Source organism: Nonomuraea sp. NPDC048892, from assembly GCF_040649735.1.
Classification (GTDB): Bacteria; Actinomycetota; Actinomycetes; order Streptosporangiales; family Streptosporangiaceae; genus Nonomuraea; species Nonomuraea maheshkhaliensis.
The window spans coordinates 500,436-525,266 of the sequence record NZ_JBEZFZ010000006.1 but is presented as its reverse complement, the minus strand read 5'-3'; the positions used below and the strand labels follow the sequence as shown (position 1 = coordinate 525,266).

At 72.4% G+C, this 24,831-nt stretch carries 22 protein-coding genes; 12 read left to right on the top strand and 10 right to left on the bottom strand.

All coding sequences use genetic code 11. The features are described 5' to 3' along the window. Positions 1-62 precede the first annotated feature (62 nt). Complete coding sequence (locus AB0C28_RS23650; RefSeq protein WP_358077269.1) at positions 63-1,166, top strand: sialidase family protein; 1,104 nt, start codon at positions 63-65, stop codon at positions 1,164-1,166. 27 nt (positions 1,167-1,193) lie between these two features. On the opposite strand, the gene AB0C28_RS23645 is transcribed toward AB0C28_RS23650, so the two are convergent. From AB0C28_RS23645 to AB0C28_RS23635, 3 genes are all read right to left on the bottom strand, one after another. Beyond that, positions 1,194-3,059, bottom strand: coding sequence for a CheR family methyltransferase (locus AB0C28_RS23645; protein WP_358077266.1), 1,866 nt, complete (start codon positions 3,057-3,059; stop codon positions 1,194-1,196). Positions 3,060-3,104: 45 nt separating this feature from the next. After that, positions 3,105-3,968: an STAS domain-containing protein gene (locus tag AB0C28_RS23640; protein WP_358077263.1), complete on the bottom strand. Its 864-nt coding sequence runs from the start codon at positions 3,966-3,968 to the stop codon at positions 3,105-3,107. A 96-nt stretch (positions 3,969-4,064) separates the two neighbouring features. Then, positions 4,065-5,621, bottom strand: coding sequence for an IucA/IucC family protein (locus AB0C28_RS23635; protein WP_357846478.1), 1,557 nt, complete (start codon positions 5,619-5,621; stop codon positions 4,065-4,067). A gap of 79 nt (positions 5,622-5,700) precedes the next feature. On the opposite strand from AB0C28_RS23635, the gene AB0C28_RS23630 reads away from it, so the two are divergent. Both AB0C28_RS23630 and AB0C28_RS23625 read left to right on the top strand, forming a co-directional pair. After that, entirely contained in the window at positions 5,701-7,269 is a 1,569-nt protein-coding gene (locus tag AB0C28_RS23630; protein ID WP_358077260.1) for an IucA/IucC family C-terminal-domain containing protein, read from the top strand. 52 nt (positions 7,270-7,321) lie between these two features. Next, positions 7,322-8,167: an alpha/beta hydrolase gene (locus AB0C28_RS23625; protein ID WP_357846474.1), complete on the top strand. Its 846-nt coding sequence runs from the start codon at positions 7,322-7,324 to the stop codon at positions 8,165-8,167. Positions 8,168-8,222: 55 nt separating this feature from the next. Here the strand turns inward: AB0C28_RS23625 and AB0C28_RS23620 are convergent, their stop codons facing one another. After that, positions 8,223-8,714 (bottom strand): hypothetical protein, encoded by a 492-nt coding sequence (locus AB0C28_RS23620; protein WP_358077257.1) that lies wholly within the window; start codon positions 8,712-8,714, stop codon positions 8,223-8,225. A 112-nt stretch (positions 8,715-8,826) separates the two neighbouring features. Beyond that, on the bottom strand, positions 8,827-10,242 hold the full coding sequence (gene rfaE2 / locus AB0C28_RS23615) for a D-glycero-beta-D-manno-heptose 1-phosphate adenylyltransferase (protein ID WP_358077255.1): 1,416 nt from the start codon (positions 10,240-10,242) through the stop codon (positions 8,827-8,829). Between the two features lie 84 nt (positions 10,243-10,326). On the opposite strand from rfaE2, the gene AB0C28_RS23610 reads away from it, so the two are divergent. From AB0C28_RS23610 to AB0C28_RS23580, 7 genes are all read left to right on the top strand, one after another. After that, complete coding sequence (locus AB0C28_RS23610; protein ID WP_357846469.1) at positions 10,327-11,430, top strand: glycosyltransferase family 9 protein; 1,104 nt, start codon at positions 10,327-10,329, stop codon at positions 11,428-11,430. A 148-nt stretch (positions 11,431-11,578) separates the two neighbouring features. Further along, on the top strand, positions 11,579-12,088 hold the full coding sequence (locus tag AB0C28_RS23605) for a SigE family RNA polymerase sigma factor (protein ID WP_358077252.1): 510 nt from the start codon (positions 11,579-11,581) through the stop codon (positions 12,086-12,088). Continuing rightward, positions 12,085-13,296 (top strand): hypothetical protein, encoded by a 1,212-nt coding sequence (locus tag AB0C28_RS23600; RefSeq protein WP_358077248.1) that lies wholly within the window; start codon positions 12,085-12,087, stop codon positions 13,294-13,296. Before AB0C28_RS23605 ends, AB0C28_RS23600 begins: the two co-directional genes overlap by 4 nt. A gap of 89 nt (positions 13,297-13,385) precedes the next feature. After that, positions 13,386-13,964 carry a TetR family transcriptional regulator gene (locus AB0C28_RS23595; RefSeq protein ID WP_357846463.1) on the top strand — a complete coding sequence of 193 codons (579 nt, stop codon included), beginning with the start codon at positions 13,386-13,388 and terminating at the stop codon, positions 13,962-13,964. Between the two features lie 19 nt (positions 13,965-13,983). After that, a complete protein-coding gene (locus AB0C28_RS23590; protein WP_358077245.1) occupies positions 13,984-14,745 on the top strand; it encodes an SDR family oxidoreductase in 762 nt (253 codons plus the stop codon). Between the two features lie 506 nt (positions 14,746-15,251). Further along, positions 15,252-17,573, top strand: a complete 2,322-nt coding sequence (locus AB0C28_RS23585) for a sodium-translocating pyrophosphatase (RefSeq protein WP_358077243.1) — start codon at positions 15,252-15,254, stop codon at positions 17,571-17,573. Between the two features lie 264 nt (positions 17,574-17,837). Then, on the top strand, positions 17,838-18,317 hold the full coding sequence (locus AB0C28_RS23580; RefSeq protein WP_357846457.1) for a histidine phosphatase family protein: 480 nt from the start codon (positions 17,838-17,840) through the stop codon (positions 18,315-18,317). Here the strand turns inward: AB0C28_RS23580 and serB are convergent. The 4 genes from serB to AB0C28_RS23560 form a co-directional block, all read right to left on the bottom strand. Beyond that, positions 18,314-19,534 carry a phosphoserine phosphatase SerB gene (serB, locus tag AB0C28_RS23575; RefSeq protein ID WP_358077241.1) on the bottom strand — a complete coding sequence of 407 codons (1,221 nt, stop codon included), beginning with the start codon at positions 19,532-19,534 and terminating at the stop codon, positions 18,314-18,316. The two genes, AB0C28_RS23580 and serB, sit on opposite strands and share 4 nt — an antisense overlap. Positions 19,535-19,612: 78 nt before the next feature. Beyond that, positions 19,613-20,179: a hypothetical protein gene (locus AB0C28_RS23570; RefSeq protein WP_358077239.1), complete on the bottom strand. Its 567-nt coding sequence runs from the start codon at positions 20,177-20,179 to the stop codon at positions 19,613-19,615. A 100-nt stretch (positions 20,180-20,279) separates the two neighbouring features. After that, positions 20,280-21,287 carry an S-adenosylmethionine:tRNA ribosyltransferase-isomerase gene (locus tag AB0C28_RS23565; protein WP_357846451.1) on the bottom strand — a complete coding sequence of 336 codons (1,008 nt, stop codon included), beginning with the start codon at positions 21,285-21,287 and terminating at the stop codon, positions 20,280-20,282. 37 nt (positions 21,288-21,324) lie between these two features. After that, positions 21,325-21,990 (bottom strand): SDR family oxidoreductase, encoded by a 666-nt coding sequence (locus AB0C28_RS23560; RefSeq protein ID WP_357846449.1) that lies wholly within the window; start codon positions 21,988-21,990, stop codon positions 21,325-21,327. Positions 21,991-22,113: 123 nt separating this feature from the next. On the opposite strand from AB0C28_RS23560, the gene AB0C28_RS23555 reads away from it, so the two are divergent. Further along, on the top strand, positions 22,114-23,241 hold the full coding sequence (locus AB0C28_RS23555; RefSeq protein WP_357846447.1) for a GAF domain-containing sensor histidine kinase: 1,128 nt from the start codon (positions 22,114-22,116) through the stop codon (positions 23,239-23,241). Positions 23,242-23,368: 127 nt separating this feature from the next. After that, complete coding sequence (locus AB0C28_RS23550) at positions 23,369-23,986, top strand: response regulator transcription factor (protein ID WP_357846445.1); 618 nt, start codon at positions 23,369-23,371, stop codon at positions 23,984-23,986. Between the two features lie 120 nt (positions 23,987-24,106). Here the strand turns inward: AB0C28_RS23550 and AB0C28_RS23545 are convergent, their stop codons facing one another. Next, positions 24,107-24,823 carry a hypothetical protein gene (locus tag AB0C28_RS23545; protein ID WP_357846443.1) on the bottom strand — a complete coding sequence of 239 codons (717 nt, stop codon included), beginning with the start codon at positions 24,821-24,823 and terminating at the stop codon, positions 24,107-24,109. Positions 24,824-24,831 lie beyond the last annotated feature (8 nt).

The window sequence follows — 24,831 nt, the reverse complement described above, 5'->3', positions numbered from 1 at the left end:
TTTCGCCCGCGCGTACGGCTCCCGTCGGGGTCCGTTCACTCAAGGGCCCTAGCGTGCCCCGCATGGCTGATCGCTACCCGACCTCGGTGCCGTACCGGCAGGCGACGGACGGCTATCACACGTACCGGATCCCGGCGACTGTGGTCACGGCGGCGGGCACGGTCCTGGCGTTCGCGGAGGGGCGGCGCGGCTCGGCGTCCGACTCCGGCCACATCGACCTCGTGCTCAAGCGGTCGGAGGACGGCGGGCGTACGTGGGGCCCGTTGCAGGTCGTGGCCACGGAGCCGAACCGGGGCACCGCGGGCAACCCCGCGCCCGCGGTGCGCGGCGACGGGCGGATCGTGCTGGTGCACGTCCGGCAGGGCCCGACGGCGACCGAGGAGAAGATCAGGCGCGGTCAGGTGGCGGCCGACGCGGGTCGGCGGGTGTTCGTCCAGGTCAGCACGGACGACGGCGTCACCTGGCCGGCGCCGCGCGAGATCACCGCCGAGGTGAAGCGGCCCGGCTGGCGCTGGTACGCGACCACGCCGGGCCACGCGCTCGTGCTGCGTCACGGCCCGCACGCCGGCCGCCTGGTGGTCCCCGCCAACCACTCGCTGCCGCCCACCGGCAAGGACGACGGGACCGAGGGCAAGTACAACGGCGGCCACGCGCTGCTGAGCGACGACGGCGGCATGACCTGGCGCACCGGCTACGTCGACGACAACCCCGACGGGTACGTCAACGTCAACGAGACCACCGCCGCCGAGCTGCCCGGCGGACGCCTCTATCTCAACACCCGCACCGACTCCACCGCCCCCGGCACCAGGGCCGACGCCTACTCGGCCGACGGCGGCCAGACGCTTGAGCTGCCCTTCCGCCCGCAGGCCGGGCTGACCGGGCCGGTGGTGGAGGGGAGCCTGCTGTGGTGCGACGGGCCCGAGGTGCTGCTGTTCTCGGGACCGGCGGCTCCCGACGCACGGGCGGTGATGACGGTGCGCGCCAGCGACGACCACGGTCTCACCTGGCGGGTGACGCACACGGTGTCGGGGTTGCCCGCCGCCTACTCCGACCTCGTCCGCGTGGACGGCGACACGGTCGGGCTGCTCTTCGAGACCGGGAACTTCGGCCCGTACGAGAGCATCGCCTTCCGCCGGATCCCGGTCGCCGAGATGGCCGCCCGCTGAGGCGGCTGCTCACCGAGACGGCAGGGGTCAGGGCTCCTGGGGGCGGATCTCCTTCATCACCATGATCAGGCCGTGCACGGCGTCGTCCTCCGTGCGCAGGTGTGACAGGCGCACGTCGAGCCGCGTCGGACGCCCGCGCCGGTTGACCGCGTCGAGCAGCAGTCCCTCGCCCTGGACCGGCGGCCGGGACCGGTCGGCCAGCGCGGCGCGCAGACGGGGGCACAGCACGTCGAGCGGCAGGCCGGCGTCGAGCTCGGCCAGCGGCAGACCGGCCGCCTCGTCGGCGCGCACCCCCCACAGCTCCTCCGCCCCCGGGCCCCAGACGACCACACGTAACTGCTCGTCCAGCACCACCACCGCGTCGCCCAGGCTGCGCACCACCGAGGAGACGAACCGGTTGACCTCGTCCAGCTCGATCGTGCGGGTCGTCAGGACGTCGTTGAGGTGCCGCAGCTCGTCGTTGGTGGACTGCAGCTCCTCGTTCATCGTCTCCAGTTCCTCGTTGGTGGACTGGAGTTCTTCGTTGGTCGTCTCCAGTTCCTCGTTGGTGGACTGGAGCTCCTCGTTGGTCGCCTCCAGCGCCTCGTTGAGCGAGCGCAGCTCCGTGTAGGCCTGTTCGAGCCGGCGGTTGGCCTGCTTCAGTTCGTCCCTGAGCCGGCGGTAGCGGGTGACATCGTAGAAGTGGATGCTCACCCCGGCCAGGTCGCCCGACACCAGCAGGGGGACGACGGAGACGTCGAAGACCTCGGGCGCGGGCAGGCCGGCGCGGTACCAGTTCACCTCGCGCAGCTCCACCGGACCCCGGCCTTCGCACGCCTGCTCGATGACGGAACGCAGCTCGACGGGCCAGTAGGAGACCTCAAGATCCTGGAACGGGCGGCCGACGTCACGCGGGCCGAGGCCGAACAGGGCCGCGGCCCTGGAGTTGGCCAGCGCCAGGTTGCCGGGGACGTCCACGACGATCTGGGCCACGGGGCCGCAGTCCAGCGCCACGGACGCGAGCGCGGGCGGACCGGCGACCCGGTCGGCGGGGCAACCGGTGACGCCGCCGGTGACGCCGCTGGTGACGTCGCCTGTGATCGGGCTGCGCTTGCGAAACAGCCGCAGGCCGAGGTCCAGCGGCTCGAACGCGTGCTGCTGCCCGAGCAGCATCTCGGCCTTGCCGAGGAAGAGGAAGCCGGGGTCGGACAGGGCGAAGTGGAAACGCCTGACGACGTCGAGCTGCGTCTCGGTGTTGAAGTACATCAGCGTGTTACGGGCCACCAGCAGGTCGACGCGGGAGATGGGGGCGTCCCGGGTGAGGTCGTTGCGGCCGAAGACGAGCCGGCCGCGCAGGTCGTGGCGGAAGGCGGAGCCGCCGTCCGCCGGCTCGAAGTACCTCTCGCGCAGGTCCGCCGGCACGTCGGCGAGCGCCCGGTCGCTGTAGACGCCGGCCCTGGCCGCCCGCACGGACTTCTCATCGAGGTCGGTGCCATAGATCTTGACCCGCCGGCGGAACTCGTCCGCGCCGAGCTCCTCGGCCAGGATCATGGCGAGCGTGTAGGTCTCCTCGCCGGTCGCGCAACCGGCGCTCCACACCCGGATGGGCCGGCTCCCCGGCTCCAGGTCCAGCAGCGCCGGGACGATCAGCTCACGCAGCCGCTGCCAGGCGGTCGCGTCCCTGAAGAACTCGGTGACGTTGATCAGCAGGCTGTCGAAGAGCTTCGTGAACTCGCCCGGTTCGAGTTCGAGCAGGTCGCGGTACGCGTCGTAGTCGCGCAGACCCAGCGCTTCGAGCCGCCGGGCGATGCGCCGGATCAGGGTGGTGCGTTTGTAGCCCGAGAAGTCGAAGCCGCGAGTCTCCCTGAGAAGAAGGAGGAGCTCGTCGAACTTCCGCTCTTCCTGCGTCGTCACGAGCGAAGCCTACGCCGATTGGGTGCGCCCGGCCTGGTGAGAGCCTCATCCTCGGTTCAGCCGGAACGACGTGGGGAGCTTGAGCGAGCCGAGGCTCACGTAGCCGAGGCTGATCACCGCGCGGGCGCGGACGAGGTTGCTGCGCATGGCCGTCAGGTTGTCGTCGCACCGTTCGAGGGTGGTGTGCAGCAGCGAGCGGGCCTCGACCGCGGTCGCGCGCCGCCTGGCCAGCGCCTGCTTCTGGTCGAACGCCTGCTGGCGCAGCATGCGCGAGCGCTCGACGAGCGGCGCCAGCGAACCGGCGGACGTGACGGGAGCCACCGGGCTCGCGGCCGGCTCCTCCTCCAGGCGCGCTTCACCGGCCTGGACGGCGAGCGGCTGCGTCGGCGACGGCTCGCGCCGCGCCCTGAAGCGGCGGCGGGCGCCGGACTGGAGGCGCGGCTGGAGGCGCATGTACGGCAGGTGGCGGTACGCCCCGCCGGGCGGGACCCCGGTCCGGTGATCCGCCCCGTGTTCCGTGCCGTGTTCCGACCGGTATTCCGTTTGGTATTCCGGCACCCCGGCGGACGCGAGCGCCTCCGTCATGCTGGCGAAGACGGGGAACGACATCTGGTCCTGCTCGCTCATCAGCGAGATGAGCCGGCGCAGCGGCGGCTGGGGCTCGGCCACGGCCAGGTGGCCGCCCTTGGCCCGCAGGGCGGCATGGGTGGTCGCCAGTTGTTCGAGGCCGTTGAGGTCGCAGAACCAGAGGTCCGCCGCCGCCACGAGCACGTGTTTGACGGGGGACTTGGGCAACGGGTCGAGGAACGCGGCCAGCACCGGCCTCGTCGTGACGTCCAGCTCTCCCGTCAGGGCGATCACCAGGGTGGCGTCATCGATCGGGACGAGCCGTACCGACAGCTGCATCATCGCGTTCCTCCCTCCGGCCATCCACGCGATGGACGCCCGCGCGAACCACCGGGCCGGCCCTCATTCTCCTCCCGCGCACGGAAAAGGGCCAGGCGCTTACGCGTTGTGCTCGGTCAGCGGGTTGGGCAGGCTCGTCCAGTTGCCGCCGGGCGGGGCGCCCTCCAGCCGGGCGGCCAGGTGGGCCTTGGCCGCGATCCGGTCGCCGAACAGGGCGGCGCGGTCCGCGCGTACGTCACGGGTGCCCGGCAGCCGTTCCGACGCCGCACGGGCGGCGGCGGCCAGCACGTGCCAGAGCCGGCCCTCCAGAGCCCGGTCACCCTGGCCGAACAGGGCCACAAGGCTGCCGAACGTGGTCCCGACCAGCGAGCCGAGCAGCTTGGCGTGCAGGACCGCGGGGTCGTCGCTGAGCAGCCTGGCGCTCACCGGCGGCGTCTCGACGCCGTTGCGGGTCAGGCGGGCCGGGCTGATCCTGACGTCGGCCAGGTCACGGTAGATCAGCCGGTACGGCAGCCCGTCCCCGCCGAGCACGACCAGCAGGTTCTGGCCGTGCGCCTCCAGCGCCACGCCGAGCGCGAGCAGGCCGAACGCGTCCGTCACGGCCAGGCGGGCGAACGCGTCCAGCCAGGCCGCGGGGTCACCGACCATCGTCCTGGTGAGCGCCGCCACCGGCAGCACCGTGCCCTGGGCCGTCACGGGCTCGCGCAGCATGACCGACAGATCGGCGCTGTGCCCATCTGCCGATCCGCCCGTGTCGAGCGGGCCGGCCGCGCCGGCCAGGTAGCGGGCGATGCCCGGCGTGCCGCCGCAGCGGGCCGACAGGCGGGTGAGCAGGTCGGACAGGGGCACGCAGTCACGTACGGAGCCGGGGGAGATGTCCCTGACGTCCGAGGTCATGCGCGTGCTGAACGCCGTCTTCAGATGCGGGCTCCCGTCGAGGGGCACGAGGGTGCGTACGGACATGAGCGGGCGCGCGGGAACGGCCCCCGTGGCGTAAGGACGCAGCCCCAGATCGGGCAGGACGTGCCGGGTCTGCCAGGGGTGCACGGGCAGCAGCAGCCGGTCGCCGTCCATGAGGGAGGACGGCCACGGGCCCGAGACGAGGCAGCGGGCGGCGGGCAGCGCCAGCAGGTCGAGCAGCACCGTGGGCCGGTGCTCCGGCATGTACGCCAGTTGCTCGGCGACCGACACGCCCGGCCGGTTGCGGCAGCCGGGGTGGTAGGGATGGCCGTCCACCACGCTCTGCTCGTGCTCCACCAGCCCTTTGGGGCTGTGCGGTGGGGCGCCGGCCCGCGACAGGGCCAGCGAGGCGACGCTGTTGTCCAGGTCGGCGATCAGCCGGTCGGCGCCGGGCAGGCCGAGGGCGGCCAGCAGCGCGGCCGGATGCGTGTGGGGCTCGCCGTCCAGGTGCAGCACCGGCTCGTCCCCGACGTCGTACGGCCTGCGCTCCGGCCCCGTGAGCCTGCGCCCGTCGGCCAGCAGCACGATCGACGGGCCCCGGGCGGTCAGGCCGGGCAGCGGCTCGTACAGCAGCCCCCGCCACAGCCGGCCCAGGACGGCGGCACGCGCGCCCGGGAGGGCATCGGCGTACGCGGCGGACAGATCAGGACGGACGAGGTCGAGCTGCGCCGCGAACTCCGCCTCCGAAAGGCTCATATATCCCATCTATCCCATCAATCTGCCTGGTAGCTACCCTGTGGGCACGGAGGAGGCAAAGGGTAGGAGTACGGTCGCCATGGCATCCACCGACGGCCTCCTCCCGTCCTCTGAGCCGGAGCGGGAGGCAGCGACCCGGGCCTCGGCCCTCGCGGTGACGGCGCTGCTCAACTGCCTGATCCGCGAAGTGGCCCGACCCGCCGTGCCCGGCGAGTACGTTCTGCCCGCGACCGGCCACGTGCTGCGCGTCGGCGGCGACCGGTATCCCGCTGCTCCCTCCCTGCGCACCCCGGACGGCTGGTGCCCGCTGGAGCTGCCGGACCTGGTCGCGCTGACGGCCGCCGAGCTGCGGGCGGCCACCGGGGCGGGCAACGACGAGCTGCCCGCCGAGATCCTGCACAGCCGCGACGTGACGGCCGCCCTGCTGCTGGCCAGGCGGGCCGCCGTGCCGCCCGCCGACCTCTACCTGCGCTCGGAGCAGGCCCTGGTGGCCGGGCACCGCTACCATCCCGCGCCCAAGGCCAGGGGCGGGGGGAGCCGGGAGTCGTGGCTGCCGTACGCGCCGGAGGCCGCCGCGAGCTTCGCGCTGCCGCTGCTCGGGGTGCCGGTCGAGGACCTGGTGGAGGAAGGGGACGCGGGCGCTCTCGACCTGCTCGGCGACCCGGCCGGCGACGGCTTCGCCCTCCTGCCCGCCCACCCGTGGCAAGTGGCCCTGCTCGGCGGCCTGCGCGGGGGGCGGTTGCGGCATCTCGGGTTCACGGAGGCGACGGCGGTGGCGACGGCGTCGATCCGCACGGTGTACCTGCCGGAGCCCGACCTGTTCTGCAAGTTCAGCCTGGACGTGCGCATCACGAACGACGTACGCCGCCTCTGGCTGCACGACCTGAGCCGGCTCACGCTGGTGACGGCCCTGCTGGACGAGGTCTTCGACGACCTGCCCGGCCACCTCCCGCGCCCCGCCGTGCTGCGCGACCGCGGCTGGCGCAGCGTACGGCTGGGCGGGGACGGCGGTGAGGCGCTGGCCGTGATCGTCCGCGACGGGCTGCGGGGACACGTGCGCCCCGGCCTGACCGCGCTGCTGGCGGCGGGCGTCAGCGAGGGCTTCCCCGGCAACCCGCTCGACGGGCTGGACGAGGACGCGGCCTTCGTCTGGTGGGAACGCTACCTGGAGCACGTGGTGCCGCCGGTGCTGCACGCGTACCTGCGTCATGGGGTGGTCCTGGAGTCCCACCTGCAGAACGTGCTCGTCGCGGTGGACGCGCTGGGCCTGCCCGCGCAGGTCCTGTTCCGCGACGCCGAGGGCGTCAAGCTGGTGGCCGAGCGGCATCCGGAGCTCAGCGCGCCCGTGCTGGGCGCGGAGCGGGCGTGGGAGCGGCTGGTGTACTGCCTGCTGACCAACAACCTCTGCGAGATCGCCGGCGCCGTCGCCGAACGCCATCCGCGTTTGCGCGGTGAGTTGTGGGCGCGGGCCAGGGCGGTGTTCGCCGCCGCCGCCAAGGACCACGGGGATCCGGCCGAGCTGCGCGACCTGCTCGCGGCCCCGCACATCCCGGCCAAGGCCAACCTGCTGCTGCGCTGGCTGGACGCCGACGGAGGGGCCATGCGCTGGGTGCCCGTCCCCAATCCGTTGAGACTCTTTACGGCATAAGCTATTGTCGTCCCAACAATTCTTTACGCTGTATCGAGTTAGGGGCGGGCCCATGGTTCAGGTCACGATGCACGACGGCAGCACGATCGAGGCGGAGGTGCACGGCTCGGGACCGGCCCTGCTGCTGCCGGTCGATCCCACGCCTGTGGAGGGCGAGCAGGCCGACGAGATGCGCAAATGGGGCAACGACCCGGCGCTCGGCCGCTCCCTGATCGACGGGCTCAGCGACGTCTTCCAGGTCGTCGCCTTCGACTACACCGGGCACGTGCTGAACGCGCCCAAACCGGACACGCTCACCCCCGCCAACGTCGTCGCCGACCTGCTGGCCGTGGCCGACGCCGTCGGGGCCGAGCGGTTCGCGTACTACGGCTACTCGTGGCTCGGGCTCAGCGGGCTGCAGCTCGCGCTCAGGACCGACCGGCTCTCCGCGCTGGTGATGGGCGGATATCCGCCGTACGAGGGGCCGTACGCCGAGATGCTGAAGGTCACCATGGCGGCGTACGAGCAGGCCCTCGCGCCCACGCCCGCGCCCGCCCCGAAGGAGAAGAGCTCCGACGACGCCTTCGACTGGTCCTCGGTCGAGGTCAGCACGACCGTGGACCAGAGCAAGCAGTTCGTCACGCTGTACGAGGCGCTGCGGAGCTTCGACGACACGGCGGTCCGGCTCTCCTGCCCCCGGCTGTGCTTCGCCGGCGCCGAGGACAAGATCACCTACGAGGAGCGGTGGGGCGGCGTGGTCGTCGACCTCGCCGGACCGCTGGTGCGGCACCGGGCGGAGCTGGAGGCACTCGGCTGGGACGTCGTGGTGCTCGACGGGCTTGACCACATGAGCGCCATGCAGGCGACGAACGCACTGCCGGTCCTGCGACCGTGGCTCACCGAGACACTGCTGAAGTGACCCGTCAGTGGTTCTCGCGGCGCGCCCGGGTCCGGTGCGCGGCCCAGGTCCCCGGTCAGCGGTCCTCGTGGGGCCAGGGGGAGGCGGCCACGACGACGCCGTACAGCACGTGGTCGGCCAGCAGTGCCAGCCTGGCCGCCGCGCCGTGCCCGCGGTGCAGGCCGAGCGCCGGTACCAGGCCCGCCTCGAAGGCCGTCCAGGCCAGGACGCCGTACACCGGGCCCGCCCACTGCCTGCGGCGCAGCCCCCGGGGCAGCAGGCCGAAGGCGGCCCCGCCGACCGCCCCGTAGGTCCAGTGCACGAGCTCCACCGCCGCCGGGCGCAGCCGTACGGGCACGCGGTGGAAGGCCGTGGGCGCGGTCCGTTCGAGCACCGACTCCGGCGGCGTCGCCGGCAACATGCCGAGCGAGCCGGTGAGCCGCCGCAGGCCCGACATGGCCATGGCCGCGATCGCGCCGCGCGCGGCCGAGCGGGTGATCGGCCGCCGCCGGTGCTCCAGCATGACGTGCTCGTGCAGCTCGGGAGGGGCGTTCAGGGTCTGGGTCATGATCGGTCTCTTCCTGGAAGTGAACGCGGGCGTTTGTGGGAGCCGGTAGCCGTCGCGGTCGCGGCGGTCAAAGCGGTCACGGTGGTCTTGGCGGTCATAGCGGTCATAACGGTCATGGCAGTGAGCGCATGCGGCCGATGATGGCGGTGGTCGAGCGGTCGGGCAGGTAGCCGAGGACGTGCACCTCGCCGCCCAGCGAGCGGACCAGCGGCGCCTCGGCGAGCATCTCCGCCGTGTAGTCGCCGCCCTTGACGTACAACTCGGGACGGATCATCCGCAGCAGCCGTTCCGGGGTGTCCTCGTCGAACTCGGTCACGTAGTCGACGTCGTACAGGGCGGCCAGCACGGACATCCGGTCCTCGCACGGGTTCACCGGGCGGCCCGGCCCCTTCAGCCGGGTCACGCTGGCGTCGCTGTTGACCGCCACCACCAGCACGTCCCCGAGCCGGCCCGCCTGCTCCAGGTACGTCACGTGGCCCCGGTGCAGCAGGTCGAAGCAGCCGTTGGTGAACACCACCCGCTCGCCCCTGCGCCGGTGCTCGTCCAGCAACCGGGCCAGGCGCTCGGCGGGGTGTACCGTGCCCTCGTGCCGGCGCAGGGCGCGCAGCAGCTCGTGCCGGGTGCAGACGGCCGTGCCTGGACGGCGGACGACGACGCCGGCCGCGGCCTGACCGGCCTCCGCGGCCTCCTCCGGCGTGGCGCCGCCGGCCAGCCAGAGCGCGAACGCGGCGGTGTAGGTGTCGCCCGCGCCGGTCGCCATGTGCTGGGGCGCGCGCCTGGCGTAGGTCCGGTACGGCGGGCGGCCGCTCCGGTGCAGCAGCGTCCCCTCCCCGTCCAGCGTGGTCACCACGATCGCGGCGCCGGTCAGCTCCAGCACCCGCTCCGAGTGGGTCATCAGGTACGACGGCCGGTCGATCTCCCCGGCCACGCCGCCTAGCAGGCGTACGACCTCCTCGTAGTTGGGCAGCACGGCGGTGGGCGCGCACTCACGCCAGGGCGCCACCGCGTGCGCGTCCACCACGAGCAGCGGCACCCCGGCCAGCGCCCGGCGCACGGCGGGCGTGAACACCCCGCCGCCGTAGTCGCACGCCACCACCACGTCGGCGCCGGCCACGCACCTGGCCAGCCGCGCCAGCAGCTCCCGCTCGGCCCATTCCGGCAGGACGCCGTGGTCCTCCTCGTCGTAGCGCGCGGTGAGCTGGCCGCTGGTCACCAGCCGGCGCTTGTGGGCCGTGCGCCGCCCCGGCACGGTGAGCAGGTCGATCCCGACGCCGGCCAGGCGCAGCACCCGTACGAGCTCCTCCCCGCAGGCGTCGTCGCCGACGATGCCGACGAGCCGGACGCGGGCCCCGAGCGCCACCAGGTTGGCCGCGGTGTTGGCGGCGCCGCCGGGGGCGTCCTCGGTCGCCTCCAGGCTCATCACGGGCACCGGCGCCTCCTGGGCCAGGCGCTTGGCCGAGCCGTGCAGCCACGAGTCGAGCATGACGTCGCCGACGACCACGGCTTCGATGACCTCGTCTGTGCCCATGATGAGCGAGTACCTGGGAAAGCCCTGCTCAAACCAGACATTGCCTAAGTTATGGGGACGAAGTGCCGGGGTAGCCGGTTCGTCATGCAGGAGCTCGAAGTGCTCACCACGCCGTGCCTCACCATGCGGGGCCGCCCGGCGGCGCTGGTCGGTGACGTGCGGCGGCTGGCGGTGTTGCGGGCCAACGCGCTCGGCGACTACCTCCTGGCCGTACCGGCGCTGGAAGCGCTCAAACGGGCCTATCCCGGCGCGCGCCTGACGTTGCTGGGCGCCGCCTGGCACGCCGCCTTCCTCACCGGGCGTCCAGGACCTGTGGACGACGTGGTGGCGCTGCCGCCCATCTCCGGCGTCTCCACGCTGGAGCCCGGGCACCCGGTGCCGGACGGGCTGTGCGAGCGGCTGCGGGAGCACGCGTTCGACCTGGTGGTCCAGATCCACGGGGGCGGGCGCTTCTCCAACCCGTTCGTCCGGCGGCTCGGCGCCCGGGTGACCGCGGGGATGCGGGCGCCGGGGGCGGAGAGCCTGGACCGCTGGGTGCCGTACACGGACTATCACCACGACACCCTGCGCTTCCTCCAGGTCGCCGCGCTGGTGGGGGCGGCGGGCGGCGAGCTGGAGGCGCGGGTGGCGATCACCCGCGACGACCGCGCCGAGCTGGCCCGCGCGCTCGGATCGCCGCCGCGCGGGCTCGTGGCCGTGCACCCGGGCGCCAGGGACCCGAGGCGGCGCTGGCCGGTCGAGCGCTTCGCCGAGGTGGCCGACGCGCTCGGCCGCCCCGTCGCCGTCACCGGCACGACGGAGGAGAAGGACCTGGTCATGGGGGTGGTCGCGGCGATGCGCCGCCCGGCGATCCCCGTCGTCGGCACGCTCGGCATCGGCGCGCTGGCCGCCCTGTACGAACGGTGCGACCTGCTGATCGCCAACGACACGGGACCACGGCACCTGGCCGCGGCCGTCGGCACCCCCACGGTCGCCGTCTACTGGTGCGGCAACCTGATCAACGCCGGCCCGCTCAGCAGGACCGCGCACCGGCCGCTGATCTCGTGGACCACGGCCTGCCCCCGCTGCGGCGCCCCCGGCGTGCAGCCCAGGGCCGAGCGCTGCCCGCACGACGAGTCCTGGGTCCGCGACGTCCACCCTGACCTGGTCCTGGAACAGGCCGAGGACCTGCTGTCCGGCACGAAATAGCGCCCGCTCATGAGGCGCGGGCGGGGGTGCTCGTGAGGTCGGGCGCGGCTCGCTCGCGAGGCGGCGGAGAGCCTGTTGAGGCGGTGGACGCATAGCGGGCGGCTCCTGCGGCGTCTGAGAGGGTGATGTCAATCCCTTGGAGGTGACCGTGGACGCCGCGGACGAGCAGCGTTTCCGCGAGTTCGTCGCCGCCCGATCTCCCGCCCTCATCCGGCTCGGCTTCCTGCTCACCGGCGGTGACCAGCACGCGGCCGAGGATCTGGTGCAGAGCGCGCTGGCCAAGCTGGTGACCAGATGGCGGCGGGTGGAGACACCGGAGGCGTACGTCAGGCAGATCATGTACCGGCAGCAGGTCAGCTGGTGGCGTACGAGCGCGCGGCGCGGCGAGGTGGTGCAGGCGAGCCCGCCCGAGTCGGCGGCGCGCGACCCGCACCATCAGAGCGAGCTGCGCCTGGTGCTGCGCTCCGCGCTGGCCAGGCTCACCGCCCGCCAGCGCGCGGTGCTCGTGCTGCGTTATTTCGAGGACCTGCCGGAACAGGAGATCGCCCAGGTGATGGGCTGCTCCGTCGGCACGGTCAGGAGCACCGCGCACCGGTCGCTGGCCCGGCTGCGCGAGATCGCCCCCGAGCTGGCCCAGGATCTGGAGGTGGCCACGTGACCCGGCTGCTGCGCGACACGTTCGAGGACTGGGCCGACGAGGCCAGGGTGCCGCACGACCTGGCCGACCGGGCGCTACGGAGGCGCGCCTGGCGGCCGGTCGGCGTGGCGGCCCTGGTGGCGGTCATGATCGCGGCCGTGGCCCTGTTCGTCACCGGGCAGCGGGAGCCCGAACCCGTCATCCGCCCGGCCGACGGCGTCACGCTGCCGGCCCGCCCGTCGCCCGCGCCGACGGACGTGCGGACCGACACCGCCGACGTCCCGCCGAAGAAGCTGATCGCCGCGGGCAGGATGGCCGTGTCGGCGTACTACGTCGTCAACCGCGAGGCGGTCGACGAGAAGAACGAGCGCCTGCGGCGCACCTGGCACCTGTACGACCCGCGCACCGGCGGCTACGAGCGGACCCCGTACGTCTGGGCGGACGTCGCCCCCGGGCTCCAGGTCGCGGCCGTGCTCGAAGGCGACCTGCTCAGCAGGCGGCTGGGCGTGCTCGACCTGAACACCCGCCGCATGCTCACCTGGATCGACCTGGAGCACCCCGTCGGCTCCGTGGTCTGGTCGCCGGACGGCACCAGGATCCTGGCCACCGCCTACTCCAGCTATCCCGACGACCTCGTGGGCAGGGGAGAGCAGGCGGTGCCGGCGATGGACGGCAGGAGCTCGCGCACCGGCTACTACATCGTGGACGTGCGGGAGGGCACGGCCGACTACCACGAGCTGCCGCCCATGGCCGACAGCAGGCCGGGCGACCCCGAGGGCAGACCCTTCAACGTCAGCTCCCGCCAGGATCTCGGCTGGAGCCTGGACGGCACGATGATCTACGGGCCCACCTCCACCCAGCCCGACCGCGTCTTCTTCACCCTCGACGGGCAGGAGCGGCCCTGGCCCGAGGGTCAGCGGTACGTCGGCCACTCGTCCCAGTCGGCCACCTCGCCGAACGGCAAGCTGGTCCTGGGCGCGCCGGGACTGCCGACGAAGATCACCGATGCCGCGACCGGCGCGGTGGTGGGCAGGCAGAAGGTGTTGCAGCTGCACGCCTGGGCCGACGACGACAACGTCCTCGCGATGGGCTGCGCGGGCGAGTGCGAGAACGAGTTCAACTCGGGTCTGGTGCTGGTCAGCGTGGACGGCTCCAGGATGACGCAGCTCTCCCTGAACCAGGACAACAATCTGGACGGCTCCTGGCGCTGGGTCCTGACACCCCGATGAGGCATCGGATCGCCGGTCGGGCCCTGGGCCCGCACCGGCCTGGTCGGCGATTTTTGACCGAACGTTCTCGATTCTGCTAACTTTCCCGCGTGGGAAGAAGCAAGGAGTTCGATCCCGAGGTCGCCCTGCAGCAGGCCCTGGAGCTGTTCTGGGAGCGCGGCTACGAGGCGACCTCGATGGCCGACCTCGTCGACCGCCTCGGGATCGCGCGGGCCAGCATCTACGCCACCTTCGGTGGCAAGCGCGAGCTCTACCTCAAGGCGCTGGAGCGTTACGACCGCCAGCGCGAGGTGGTCGGGCCGCTGTCCCAGCCGGGGCCCGCGCTGCCGGCGATCCGCGCGTTCCTCGACGGCTACGTCGCCGAATGCCTGGCCGACGAGGCGCGGCGGGGCTGCATGGTGGTCAACACCGCCGTGGAGTTCGGCGGGCGCGATGCGGAGATGTTCCGCCGGGTGTCGAGGAGCTGGACGGAGCTGGAGACGGCGCTGTCCGGCGCGCTGGTCAGGGCGCGTGCCCAGGGGGAGCTGGCCGCGGGCAAGGACCCCTACGCGCTGGCCAGGTTCCTGCTCGTGCTGCTGCAGGGCGTCAGGGTGCTCGGCCGGGCCGACCCCGACCCGCGCAGGCTGCGTGACGCGGTCGATCAGGCCATGGCCGCCATCCATATTTGAGAACGATTGGTATGAAAAAATGACTACACGTTTCGCAGGCAAGGTCGCGCTCGTCACCGGGGCGAGCGGGGTGGTGGGCCGGGCCGCCGCGCTGGCGTATGCGCGGGAGGGCGCCGCCGTCCTGGTCGCGGGCCGCGACGCCGCCAGGCTGGCCGAGGTGGTGAAGCTGGCGGAGGAGGCGGGCGGCCGGGCGAGCGCGTTCGCCGTGGACGTCACCCGCTCCGCCGAGGTCGCCGCCATGGTCGAGGCCGCGGTCTCCCGTTACGGCGGCCTCGACGTGGCGCTCAACGCGGCCGGCGTCTTCGGGAGGGTGGCGCCGCTGGCCGACTACGACGAGGACATCTGGGACGACGTGCTCGCGGTCAACCTCAAGGGCGTGTTCCTGTCGATGAAGCACGAGATCGCCCACATGCGGGCGCACGGCGGCGGCGTGATCGTCAACGTGGCCTCCAACCTGGGGGCGCACTGGCGGCTGGCTGGGGCGAGCGCGTACGCCGCCTCGAAGGCCGCGGTGAGCCACCTGACCCGCACCGCCGCCCGCGACCACATCGCCGACGGCGTCCGGATCAACGCCATCAGCCCGGGCCCGGTCGACTCGCCCATGTCGATGCGGCCGGGGGAGACCCGCGCCGACCGCGACGAGCGGATGAGGACCGCGCTGCCGATCGGCCGCGTCAGCGCCCCTGAGGAGATCGCCGCGGCGGCCCTGTGGCTGTCGTCAGCGGAGTCGAGCTTCGTGGTGGGCGCGGACCACGTGATCGACGGCGGCGCCACGGCCTGACCGGCGCCGCAGGAGCAGGCGCCTGACCACGGCGCACAGCGCCCCCAGCCAGGTGGCCAGGGCTAATCGTGACAAGTCGATCTCCGTTTTTGGGCGCAACCCCATCGGCGTGGGGAAGAGCCGGCCGCCGCCGAACCGGCTGGGCCCAGCCTTGTTCGGCACCCAAGGTTGACGGAGGCGGGCACTGCGTGATCCTGCCTGCAAAACGGAGTTTGGGTCTGACCGTTATCCTGTCTTGCTGCGACCGTAAAGCGGTGGAAATTCACCTTGTCAGATCACAAATCGGGTCACTGGCAGGGGATTACTAGACACTGCCACAATTAGCGGGCGCGAGAGCCTTCATATCCGCGGAGTGCCTGCGTAGACTCCCGGCACCGGCCAAGGTGATCCGGCGGAACGCGGATTCAACCGGAAGCGGCACCCACAACCCGGATGGTGCCGCAACACCCGCCGAGGAAAACTGCAGCACCGCCCGGGCAGGACGACCGGTCTTGCCGAGGAGAACGATGAGCAGGCACATGCTGGCAGCGGAGCCAGCGTCCAATCTGGCCCTGAGCGCAAACAATCTCACCATCGTGATCGTGGTCGCCGCGGTCGCACTGATCGCGCTAGCCGTCGCCGGCGGCCTGGTGCGCGAAGTGCTGTCCGCCGGCCAGGGCACCGAACGAATGCAGAACATCGCGCGTGCCGTACAAGAAGGCGCCGCCGCCTACCTCACGCGTCAGTTCCGCACGTTGGCGATCTTCGTCGTCGTGATTCCCTTCCTGTTGCTGTTGCTACCTGGAGAAACCGACGTCCGCATCGGACGTTCCATCTTCTTCGTGGTCGGGGCGGTCTTCTCCGCGCTGACCGGATTCATGGGCATGTGGCTGGCCGTGCGCGGAAACGTGCGCGTGGCTGCTGCGGCCAACGACTCGGGCGAGAAGCGCGCCATGCGCATCGCCTTCCGCACCGGCGGCGTGGCCGGCATGTTCACGGTGGGCCTCGGACTGCTGGGCGCGGCCGTGGTCGTGTTCGTCTACCAGGGCGACGCGCCGGGCGTGCTCGAAGGCTTCGGCTTCGGTGCGGCGCTGCTCGCGATGTTCATGCGAGTCGGCGGCGGCATCTTCACCAAGGCCGCCGACGTCGGCGCCGACCTGGTCGGCAAGGTCGAGCAGGGCATCCCCGAGGACGACCCGCGCAACGCGGCCACGATCGCCGACAACGTGGGCGACAACGTCGGCGACTGCGCCGGCATGGCGGCCGACCTGTTCGAGTCGTACGCGGTCATGCTGGTCGCCAGCCTCATCCTGGGCAAGGTGGCCTTCGGCGAGCAGGGGCTGGTCTTCCCCCTGATCGTCCCGATGATCGGCGTCATCACCGCGATCATCGGCATCTTCGTCACCGGGATGCGCGACCGCGACCGCAACGGCATGGCCGCGATCAACCGCAGCTTCTTCATCTCGGCCGGCATCTCGGCCGTCCTGGTCGCCGCGGCCGCGTTCTGGTACCTGCCGAGCAGCTTCTCCGGCCTGACCAACGCCGGCGTGCAGTCCGACGCCGACCCGAGGATCATCGCCATCGGCGCGGTGCTCATCGGCCTCGTGCTGGCCAGCGCCATCCAGCTGCTCACCGGCTACTTCACCGAGACCAACCGCCGTCCCGTACGCGAGATCGGCGAGGCCTCGGCCACCGGCCCGGCGACCGTCATCCTGGCCGGCATCAGCGTCGGCCTGGAGTCGGCCGTCTACTCGGCCCTGATCATCGGCGGCGCGGTCTACGGCGCGTTCCTGCTCGGCTTCGGGAACGTGACGATCGCGCTGTTCGCGGTGGCCCTGGCCGGCACCGGCCTGCTGACCACGGTCGGCGTCATCGTCTCGATGGACACCTTCGGCCCCGTCTCCGACAACGCCCAGGGCATCGCGGAGATGTCGGGCGATGTCGAGGGTGAGGGCGCCCGCGTCCTGACCAGCCTCGACGCGGTCGGCAACACCACCAAGGCGATCACCAAGGGCATCGCCATCGCCACTGCGGTGCTGGCGGCCACGGCGTTGTTCGGCGCCTTCCGCACCGCCGTGGAGCTGGAGCTGGCCAGGGCCGACGCGGCGATCAAGGGCGCGCTGGGCACCTTCCAGAACTTCAACCTGGGCATCGACAACCCCAACGTGCTCGTCGGGCTCATCATCGGCGCCGCGGTCGTGTTCCTGTTCGCCGGCCTGGCGATCACGGCCGTCGGACGGGCCGCGATGCGGGTCGTCTTCGAAGTGCGCAACCAGTTCCGCACCCGGCCCGGCATCATGGCCGGCACCGAGCTGCCCGAGTACGGCCGCGTCGTGGACATCTGCACCCGCGACTCGCTGCGCGAGCTGGCCACGCCCGGCCTGCTCGCGGTCATGACGCCGATCGCGGTCGGGTTCGCGCTCGGCTACGCGCCGCTGGGCGCGTTCCTGGCCGGAGCCATCGCCTGCGGCACCCTGATGGCCGTCTTCCTGGCCAACTCCGGTGGCGCCTGGGACAACGCCAAGAAGCTCGTCGAGGACGGGCACCACGGCGGCAAGGGCTCCCCCGCGCACGAGGCCACGATCATCGGCGACACGGTCGGCGACCCGTTCAAGGACACCGCCGGTCCTGCCATCAACCCGCTGATCAAGGTGATGAACCTGGTGGCGCTGCTGGTGGCGCCGGCCGTGGTGCTGTACGCGGGCAACCCGGCCCTGCGCATCGGCATCACCGTGGTGGCGGTGGGCGTGGTGGTCGCGGCCATCGTCATCTCCAAGCGGCGGTCCGTGACCAGCGAGCCGGCCAGCGACAACAACAACGACCGCGAGCACGAGCCGGTGGCGACGTGACCGTTCACCCGAGGTAACCGGCACGGCGAAACACCGAGGCACCCGCTCCCCGATGACGAAGGGGGCGGGTGCCTTTCGCGTGTGAGCTTGCTCGGAACCGAGCCGGGCGCGGCCCCAGGCCCCCTCGATGGGAAACTGGGCGCGTGAACGATGACAAGCCGCCCAGCGGCGCGAAGACCCTGGGCCTCATCCTGCTGGGGATGCTCGCCGTCCTGGCCGTGATCGTAGGGCTGGCCGTCTGGGCCTCGAAGACGGGATGACCTCGTGCGTACTCTGATCGTGCTGCGTCACGCCAAGGCCGCCCACGTGCCCGGCCTGGCCGACCGCGAGCGCCCGCTGACCGACCGCGGCGAGCGGGACGCCAGACGGGCGGGCGACGAGCTCAGGGCGGCCGGCCTCGACCCCGACGTGGTGCTCTGCTCGCCGGCCCTCAGGACCAGGCGCACCGCCGAGCTGGCCTTCCCCGGCGCGGAGATCAGCTACGAGCGCGACATCTACGAGGCGTACCCGGAGGAACTGCTGGAGCTGGTCCGCCGCGCCGACCCCGAGCTCGGCACGGTGGTGCTGTGCGGGCACAACCCGGGCGTGCACGAGCTGGCCGTGGCGCTGGCCCCAGTCGACTACACGGGCGACTACACGTTCCGGCCGGGCGCGTACGCGGTGATCGGGGTGGAGTCGCCGTGGGAGGAGCTGCACCCGGGCGAGGGCCGCCTGATCTCCCACTGGGACCCCAAGGAGCACTAGGAGCCGGTCAGCGCGCCGTCCTCGGCGTCGGCCGCCTCGACCTCGTCGCGCGAGATGCCCAGCAGGTAGAGGATCGAGTCGAGGTAGGGCGTGTTGACGGCGGTGTCGGCCGCCTGACGTACGACGGGCTTGGCGTTGAACGCGATGCCGAGCCCGGCCGCCGCGATCATGTCCAGGTCGTTGGCGCCGTCGCCGATGGCCACCGTCTGCGAGATCGGCAGCCGCGCCTCGCGCGCGAACCGCTTCAGCGCCCGCGCCTTGCCCGGCCGGTCCACGATCTCGCCGACGACGCGCCCGGTCAGCCGGCCGTCGACGACCTCCAGCACGTTCGCCGCCGAGTAGTCGATGCCGAGCTCCTCGACCAGCCCGTCGGTGATCTGGGTGAAGCCGCCGCTGACGATGGCGAAGCGGTAGTCGAGCCGCTTGAGCGTGCGGACGAGCGTGCGCGCCCCGGGGGTGAGCACGACCTCCTTGCGCACGTGCTCGAACACCTCGGCCGGCAGCCCTTCGAGCAGCGCCACCCGGCGGCGCAGGGACTCGGCGAAGTCGAGCTCGCCACGCATGGCCTCCTCGGTGACCCGGGCGACCTCCTCCAGGCAGCCGGCGTGCGCCGCGAGCAGCTCGATGACCTCGCCCTGGATGAGGGTCGAGTCGACGTCCATGACGATGAGGCGCTTGGCCCGGCGGGACAGGCCGGTGCGCTGCACGGCGACGTCGACCTCCTGCGCGGCGGCCTCGGCGGCCAGCTCCACGCGCAGCGCGTCGGGGTCGGCGCCGGAGACGGACAGCTCGATGCAGGTGACGGGCCACTGGGCGAGGCGTTCGATGCGGTCGATGTTGGCGCCGGCGGCGGCGATGCGGCCGGCGATGCCGGCGATGGCGGCCGGCTGGAGGGTGGCGCCGAGCACGCTGACCGAGAGCCGGCCGCGGCGGCGCGCCTCCTTGGCCGTCGATCCGGTGGAGAGCTCCACCTCCATGCCGAGGTCTTCGGCCACCCTTTCGACGGCGGTCCACATCGCGCCGAGGGTGGTGCCGGTGCCGGTCGAGGGGCCGCCCGTGTACGCCACGAGCACGCCCAAGGTGAGTCTGCCTCGGATGACGACCTGCTCGATGTCCGCCACGGCCACCGGGAACTTCGACAGAACCGAGAAAAGACGCGAAGTGACGCCCGGGCGGTCAGGGCCGGTCAGTGTGATCAGGAGGGTGCGCTGGTCCACATCCAGCCACGGTACTGCGCCCGGTCCGATGCTCGTGAAGCAGGTTGGGCATTCGGGCACGGGCGCAGGGTGCGGGAACTAGCGGACGATCTTGGTCTTGACCGACTTGAGGTAGCCGTGAGCCGGGATTCCGAGCCGGTCCAGCTCTTCCTTGCTCAGGTTCTCCATGCCGGTCTGGACGTCATAGGAGATGACGCCGAGTGTCGCGGTCTGGGTGCCCTTCGCCTTCTTCGTGAGCTTCGTGTAGAAGGAGAAGGAGACCGACTCGCCCTTCTTCACGGTCTTGGGCGCGAAACACAGGAACGCCCGCCCTTCGGAGAAGCACTGGGTCTTCTTGACGCTGCTGCGGTAGGTGACCCGCTTCAGGTCGACGCCCTTGGGGAACTGACCGCCGAGGAACCAGACATCCGCTTCGTACGGGCCCGTGTTGAGCGCCTTGACCTGGTACGTGATCTTGCCCCCGGCCTTGACCTTCTTCGGCGCCTTGACGGTCACCTTGAAGACGTTGAACGGGTCGTCCAGGACGGACGCGCTGACCGCGGTGGTGGTGCTCGCGGTCGTGGTCGCGGCGGCCGGAACCGCCGGGAGGAGCAGGACGCCCGCGAGTAAGCCGAGCGAGGCGACCTTGGTAACCGAGTTATGCATTCAACGTCTCCGTTGTGAGAGGAATGCGGGGACGCGACAGACTAAGCCCCCGTGAATGTCGGCTTTTCCTATCACGTATGCAAAATCTATGTAAAGCCGTTTACTTCAGTATCAGGTGCGTGTCGCCGAACTCGTGCCACAGATATCCCTCACGCAACGCCTCCTCGTACGCGCGGGCCAGCGCCGGCCGCCCCGCGATGGCGGTCAGCATGAGCAGATGACTGGAGCGCGGCTCGTGCAGACCCGTGATCAACCCCGTGACGGCCCGTACGCCGCCTTCGGGCGTCACCACGTGCCTGGTCCAGCCCGCGGCGGCCGAGACCAGGCCGTCTGCCCCCGCGGCCGTCTCCAGCGCCCGCACGACGGTCGTCCCCGCAGCCACCACCCGCCCGCCGTTCGCCCTGGTCAGGTTGACCAGCCGCGCGGTGGACGCGGGCACCTCGTACCGCTCCGCGTAAGGCGGCTCGTCCTTCTCAGGCGAGGCCACCCCCGTGTGCAGCGTGATCGGGGCGATGCCGACCCCGTGCGCCACCAGCGCCGTCACCAGCTCGGCGGTGAACGGCCTGGCCGCGCTCGGCATCTCCGCGCTCCCCGGCACGGTCGCGAACACGGTCTGGTACGCCTCGATCGGCCAGTCCCGCTCCACGTACGAGTAGCGGATCGGCGTGCCGTGCACCCGCAGGTACGCCGGCACGTCCCGGTCGAGCTCGGCCCGCCACAGCCGCGGCGTCTCCCGCTCGATCAGCCGCAGCGTGGCCCGCCCCGGCAGCGGCAGCCACTCGCCCGGCTCGCCCCCCGCGTACGGCTCCGACGCCTTCGAGGTGCGCCGGCGCAGCTCCACCAGCCACGTCCCGTCGTTCCTCGCGGTGGAGAAGTGCACGGCCAGGCGGTCCAGCCGGACGGCGGCCGGCAGGGTAGCCGAGTTGTTCACCACGATCAGGTCGCCCGGATCCAGCAGCCGCGGCAGGTCGCTGAAGTGGTGGTGGCCCGGCTCGGCGGCGCCGCGCGAGACCATCAGGCGCACGGCGTCCCTGGCCAGGCCCCTGGCCTCGGGCGGTTCCGCGGCCGACAGGCCGGGCGGCAGCAGGAAGTCCAGCGAGGCGGTCATCGCAGGCTCACCCTCCTCAGAGAGTCCGGCGAGGCGGTCATTGCAGGCTCACCCTGCCGCTGGCCGGGCGGGAGCTCACCAGGTCGGCCAGCCCTGCCGCCACCTTGGCCGGGTCGGCCGCGCCCGCCGCCTCCTCCTGGCCCACGGCGTCGGCCAGCATGCGGGTGTTCATCTCGCCCGGATCGACCCACCAGACTCGCAGGCCAGGCTCCTCGGCCGACAGCACGTTGGACAACTGCTCCAGCGCGGCCTTGGTGGCGCCGTAGCCGCCCCAGCCCTCGTACGCGCCCGTGGCGGCGTCCGAGGTGACGTTCACGATCGCGCCGCCGGACGCCCGGAGCGCGGGCAGCGTGGCCTGGACGAGGGCGAGCGGCGCGGTCACGTTCGTCTCCAGCAGCACCCTGAACGCCTCCAGCGGATAGCCGGCGAGCGGCGGCAGCGGCGTCGCGCCCAGGTCGCTGGCGTTGTTGACGAGCAGGTCCAGCTCGGGCGCCGCCCTGGCCAGCCGCCGTACGTGCTCCGGGTCCGTGACGTCACCCGGTATCGCGGTCGCGCCCAGCTCGGCGGCGGCCCGCTCCAGCTCGGCGGCCCCGCGGGCGGTGAGGACGAGATTCCAGCCCGCGGCCGCCAGTGACCGCGCCAGCGCGAGGCCGAGTCCGCGGGAGGCTCCGGTGATGAGTGCGGTCTTCGTCGTGTTCGTCATGAAACCGACGCTAGGAACGCCACGGGCACGGCACATCGGGCTGTGGACCCGCCCCGTTCTGGGCACATCGTCCTAGGTCCGGGGACCCGTGGTTCTGTCGGAGCCGGACCATAGAGTGGGGCCGTGACCTCAGACCGGGACGAGATCCTTCAGGCGGTGAGCTCCGCGGTGCTCGCGGTCACCCGCCACCTGTCGGTCCGCGAGGTGCTGCAGGTCATCGTACGTTCGGCGCAGCGCCTGCTCGACGCCCGCTACGCCGCGCTCGGCGTGCCCGACGACGACGGTTCGTTCGCCGAGTTCGTCGCCGAGGGCCTGACCGACAAGCAGTGGGAGGCGATCGGCCCGCTGCCCAGGCAGCACGGCATGCTCGGCGCGATGCTCCGCGACGGCGCGCCGGTCAGGCTGCCCGACCTGCGCAGCGACCCGAGGTTCGAGTGGTGGCCGAAGGCCCATCCGGTGATGCGCGACTTCCTCGGCATGCCGATCCGCGACCGCGAGCGGGTGCTCGGCATCATCTTCCTGGCCAACAAGCGCTCGGGCGGCGGCTTCACGCGAGACGACGAGGAGCTGCTCATGCTGTTCGCCGCACACGCCTCGATCGCGCTGATCAACGCCAGGCTCTACGAGCGCGGGCGCGAGCTGGCCATGATGGAGGAGCGCAACAGGGTCGCCAGAGACCTGCACGACGCGGTCACCCAGAAGCTGTTCTCGCTCAGGCTCTCCGCGCAGGCCGCCGGCGACCTGCTCGCCAAGGCGCCCGACAAGGCCGCCGCCGAGCTCGACCGGGTCCAGCGGCTGGCGGGCGAGGCGCTGGCGGAGCTGCGGGCGGTGATCGTCGAGCTGCGCCCGGCCGAGCTCGACCGGCACGGGCTGTCCGAGACGCTGCGCAAGCACGTGCGCATGCTCGACCGGCTCCATCCGGCACTGGTCACGTTCGAGTGCGCCGAGCTGCCGCCGCTCGACCCCGAGGTGGAGGTGGTGGTGCTGCGGGTGGCCCAGGAGGCGCTGCACAACGCGCTGCGCCACTCCAGCGCCGACCTGGTCTCCGTGCGCCTGTGCGCCACGGACGGCGGGCTGACGCTGGAGGTGAGCGACGACGGCAAGGGCTTCGAACCCGGGGAGTCACGCGGGCTCGGGCTGGCCTCGATGCGCGACAGGGCCGAGTCCATCGGCGGCGTCATGACCGTGGAGTCGATTCCCGGCAACGGCACCACCGTGCGAGTGGAGGTGGGCGGAGGATGCGGGCGCTGATCGCCGGCGGCCCGTCTCGGCGGAGGCGGCCGGGTGATGCCGGTACGGACCGCGGACGACCATCCGGTGGGGGTGGTCGGGTGATTCGCGTGCTGATCGCGGACGACCATCCGGCGGGGGTGGCCGGGTGATCCGGGTGCTGATCGCCGACGACCATCCGGTGGTGCGGCAGGGGCTGCGCACGTTCCTCGACCTCCAGGACGACATCACGGTCGTCGGCGAGGCCGCCGACGGGGCCCAGGCCGTCGAGCTGGTGGCGGAGCTGGCGCCCGACGTGCTGCTGCTCGACCTGAAGATGCCGGTGCTCGACGGGCTCGGCGCGCTTGAGCGGCTGAGCGGCGCGCCGACCAGGATCGTGGTGCTGACCTCGGTGAGCGACCCGTCCGACGTGGGGCCGGCGATGCGGGCGGGGGCGGCCGGGTTCCTCTACAAGGACGTCGATCCGCCCGCGCTCGTCCAGGCCGTGCGGGCGGTGCACGGCGGGCAGGTGCTGCTCGCCCCCGAGGCGGCCGAGGCGATGTTGTCGTCCAGGGGCGGCGCCGTGCCCGCGCCGGTGCCGCTGACCGAGCGCGAGCGCGAGGTGCTGGCGCTCATCGCGGCCGGGCGGTCCAACAGGGAGATCGCCCGGAGCCTGGCCGTGGCGGAGAAGACGGTCAAGACCCACGTCTCCAACGTGCTGATGAAGCTCGGGGTGCAGGACCGCACCCAGGCCGCCCTCTACGCCGTCCGTCACGGCCTCGGCTGAGCGGGCGGCCGGGGGATGACGCGGAAGGTCCCGGAGAGGGCGGCTCGGATGCAGGTGAGGGCGGCGCGGGTGGCGGCGGGGGCGGCTCGGGTGGTGGTGCCGGGGGTGCCGGCCGGGCCGCTACTGGTTCCTGACCGGCTCGAAGATCGCGTGGTGGGCCGCCACGAGCGCGCGGCGCACCGCCCGGTCGAGCTCGCGCAGCGCGGCCGCCCGCGCGGCGAGCTGCCCCGAGGTGAGGCCGCGCTCGTCGGCCAGGCGCAGCACGGCGGCCAGCCGGGTGGCCAGGGCGGAGACCCGATGCGCCCGGCCGGGATAGCCGGGCGCGAGCTCACCGCCGCGCGGCGTCCGTTCAGGGCGGTCGTGGGCGGGCCCGTCGACCGAGGTCAGGGCCTCGGTGGCGGCCCGGATCGCGTCCGACAGCTCCCGCTCGGCCTCCGACAGCGTGGGCAGGTCGTGGCGTACGGGCCCGGCGTCGTGGATCTCCAGGCGCACGCCGACGTACGACGACCCGCGCAGGTCGGGCACCGGCACGAGCCCGAGGTTGCGGTCGCCGAGCACGGCGATGACGGCCTGGCCGGCGTCGACGGCGGCGGAGTTGAACGACGCCGGCCCCGACAGCCCGAGCGGATCGCCCGGGGCGGGCAGGGCCAGCCGCACCTCGCGCAGGCCGCCGCCGCGCAGGTTTGCGAGGTATTTACGCAAGGGGACATCGCCGGCGACGACGGGCCCGCCGGCGGCTTCGACGTGGTCAGCCGCCTCGTCGAGGCCGACGTGACCGGACAGCCACGCGTTGCCCCAGGCGACCAGGGATGGGCAGACAGTCGATTCAGGGCGCACCGATCCAC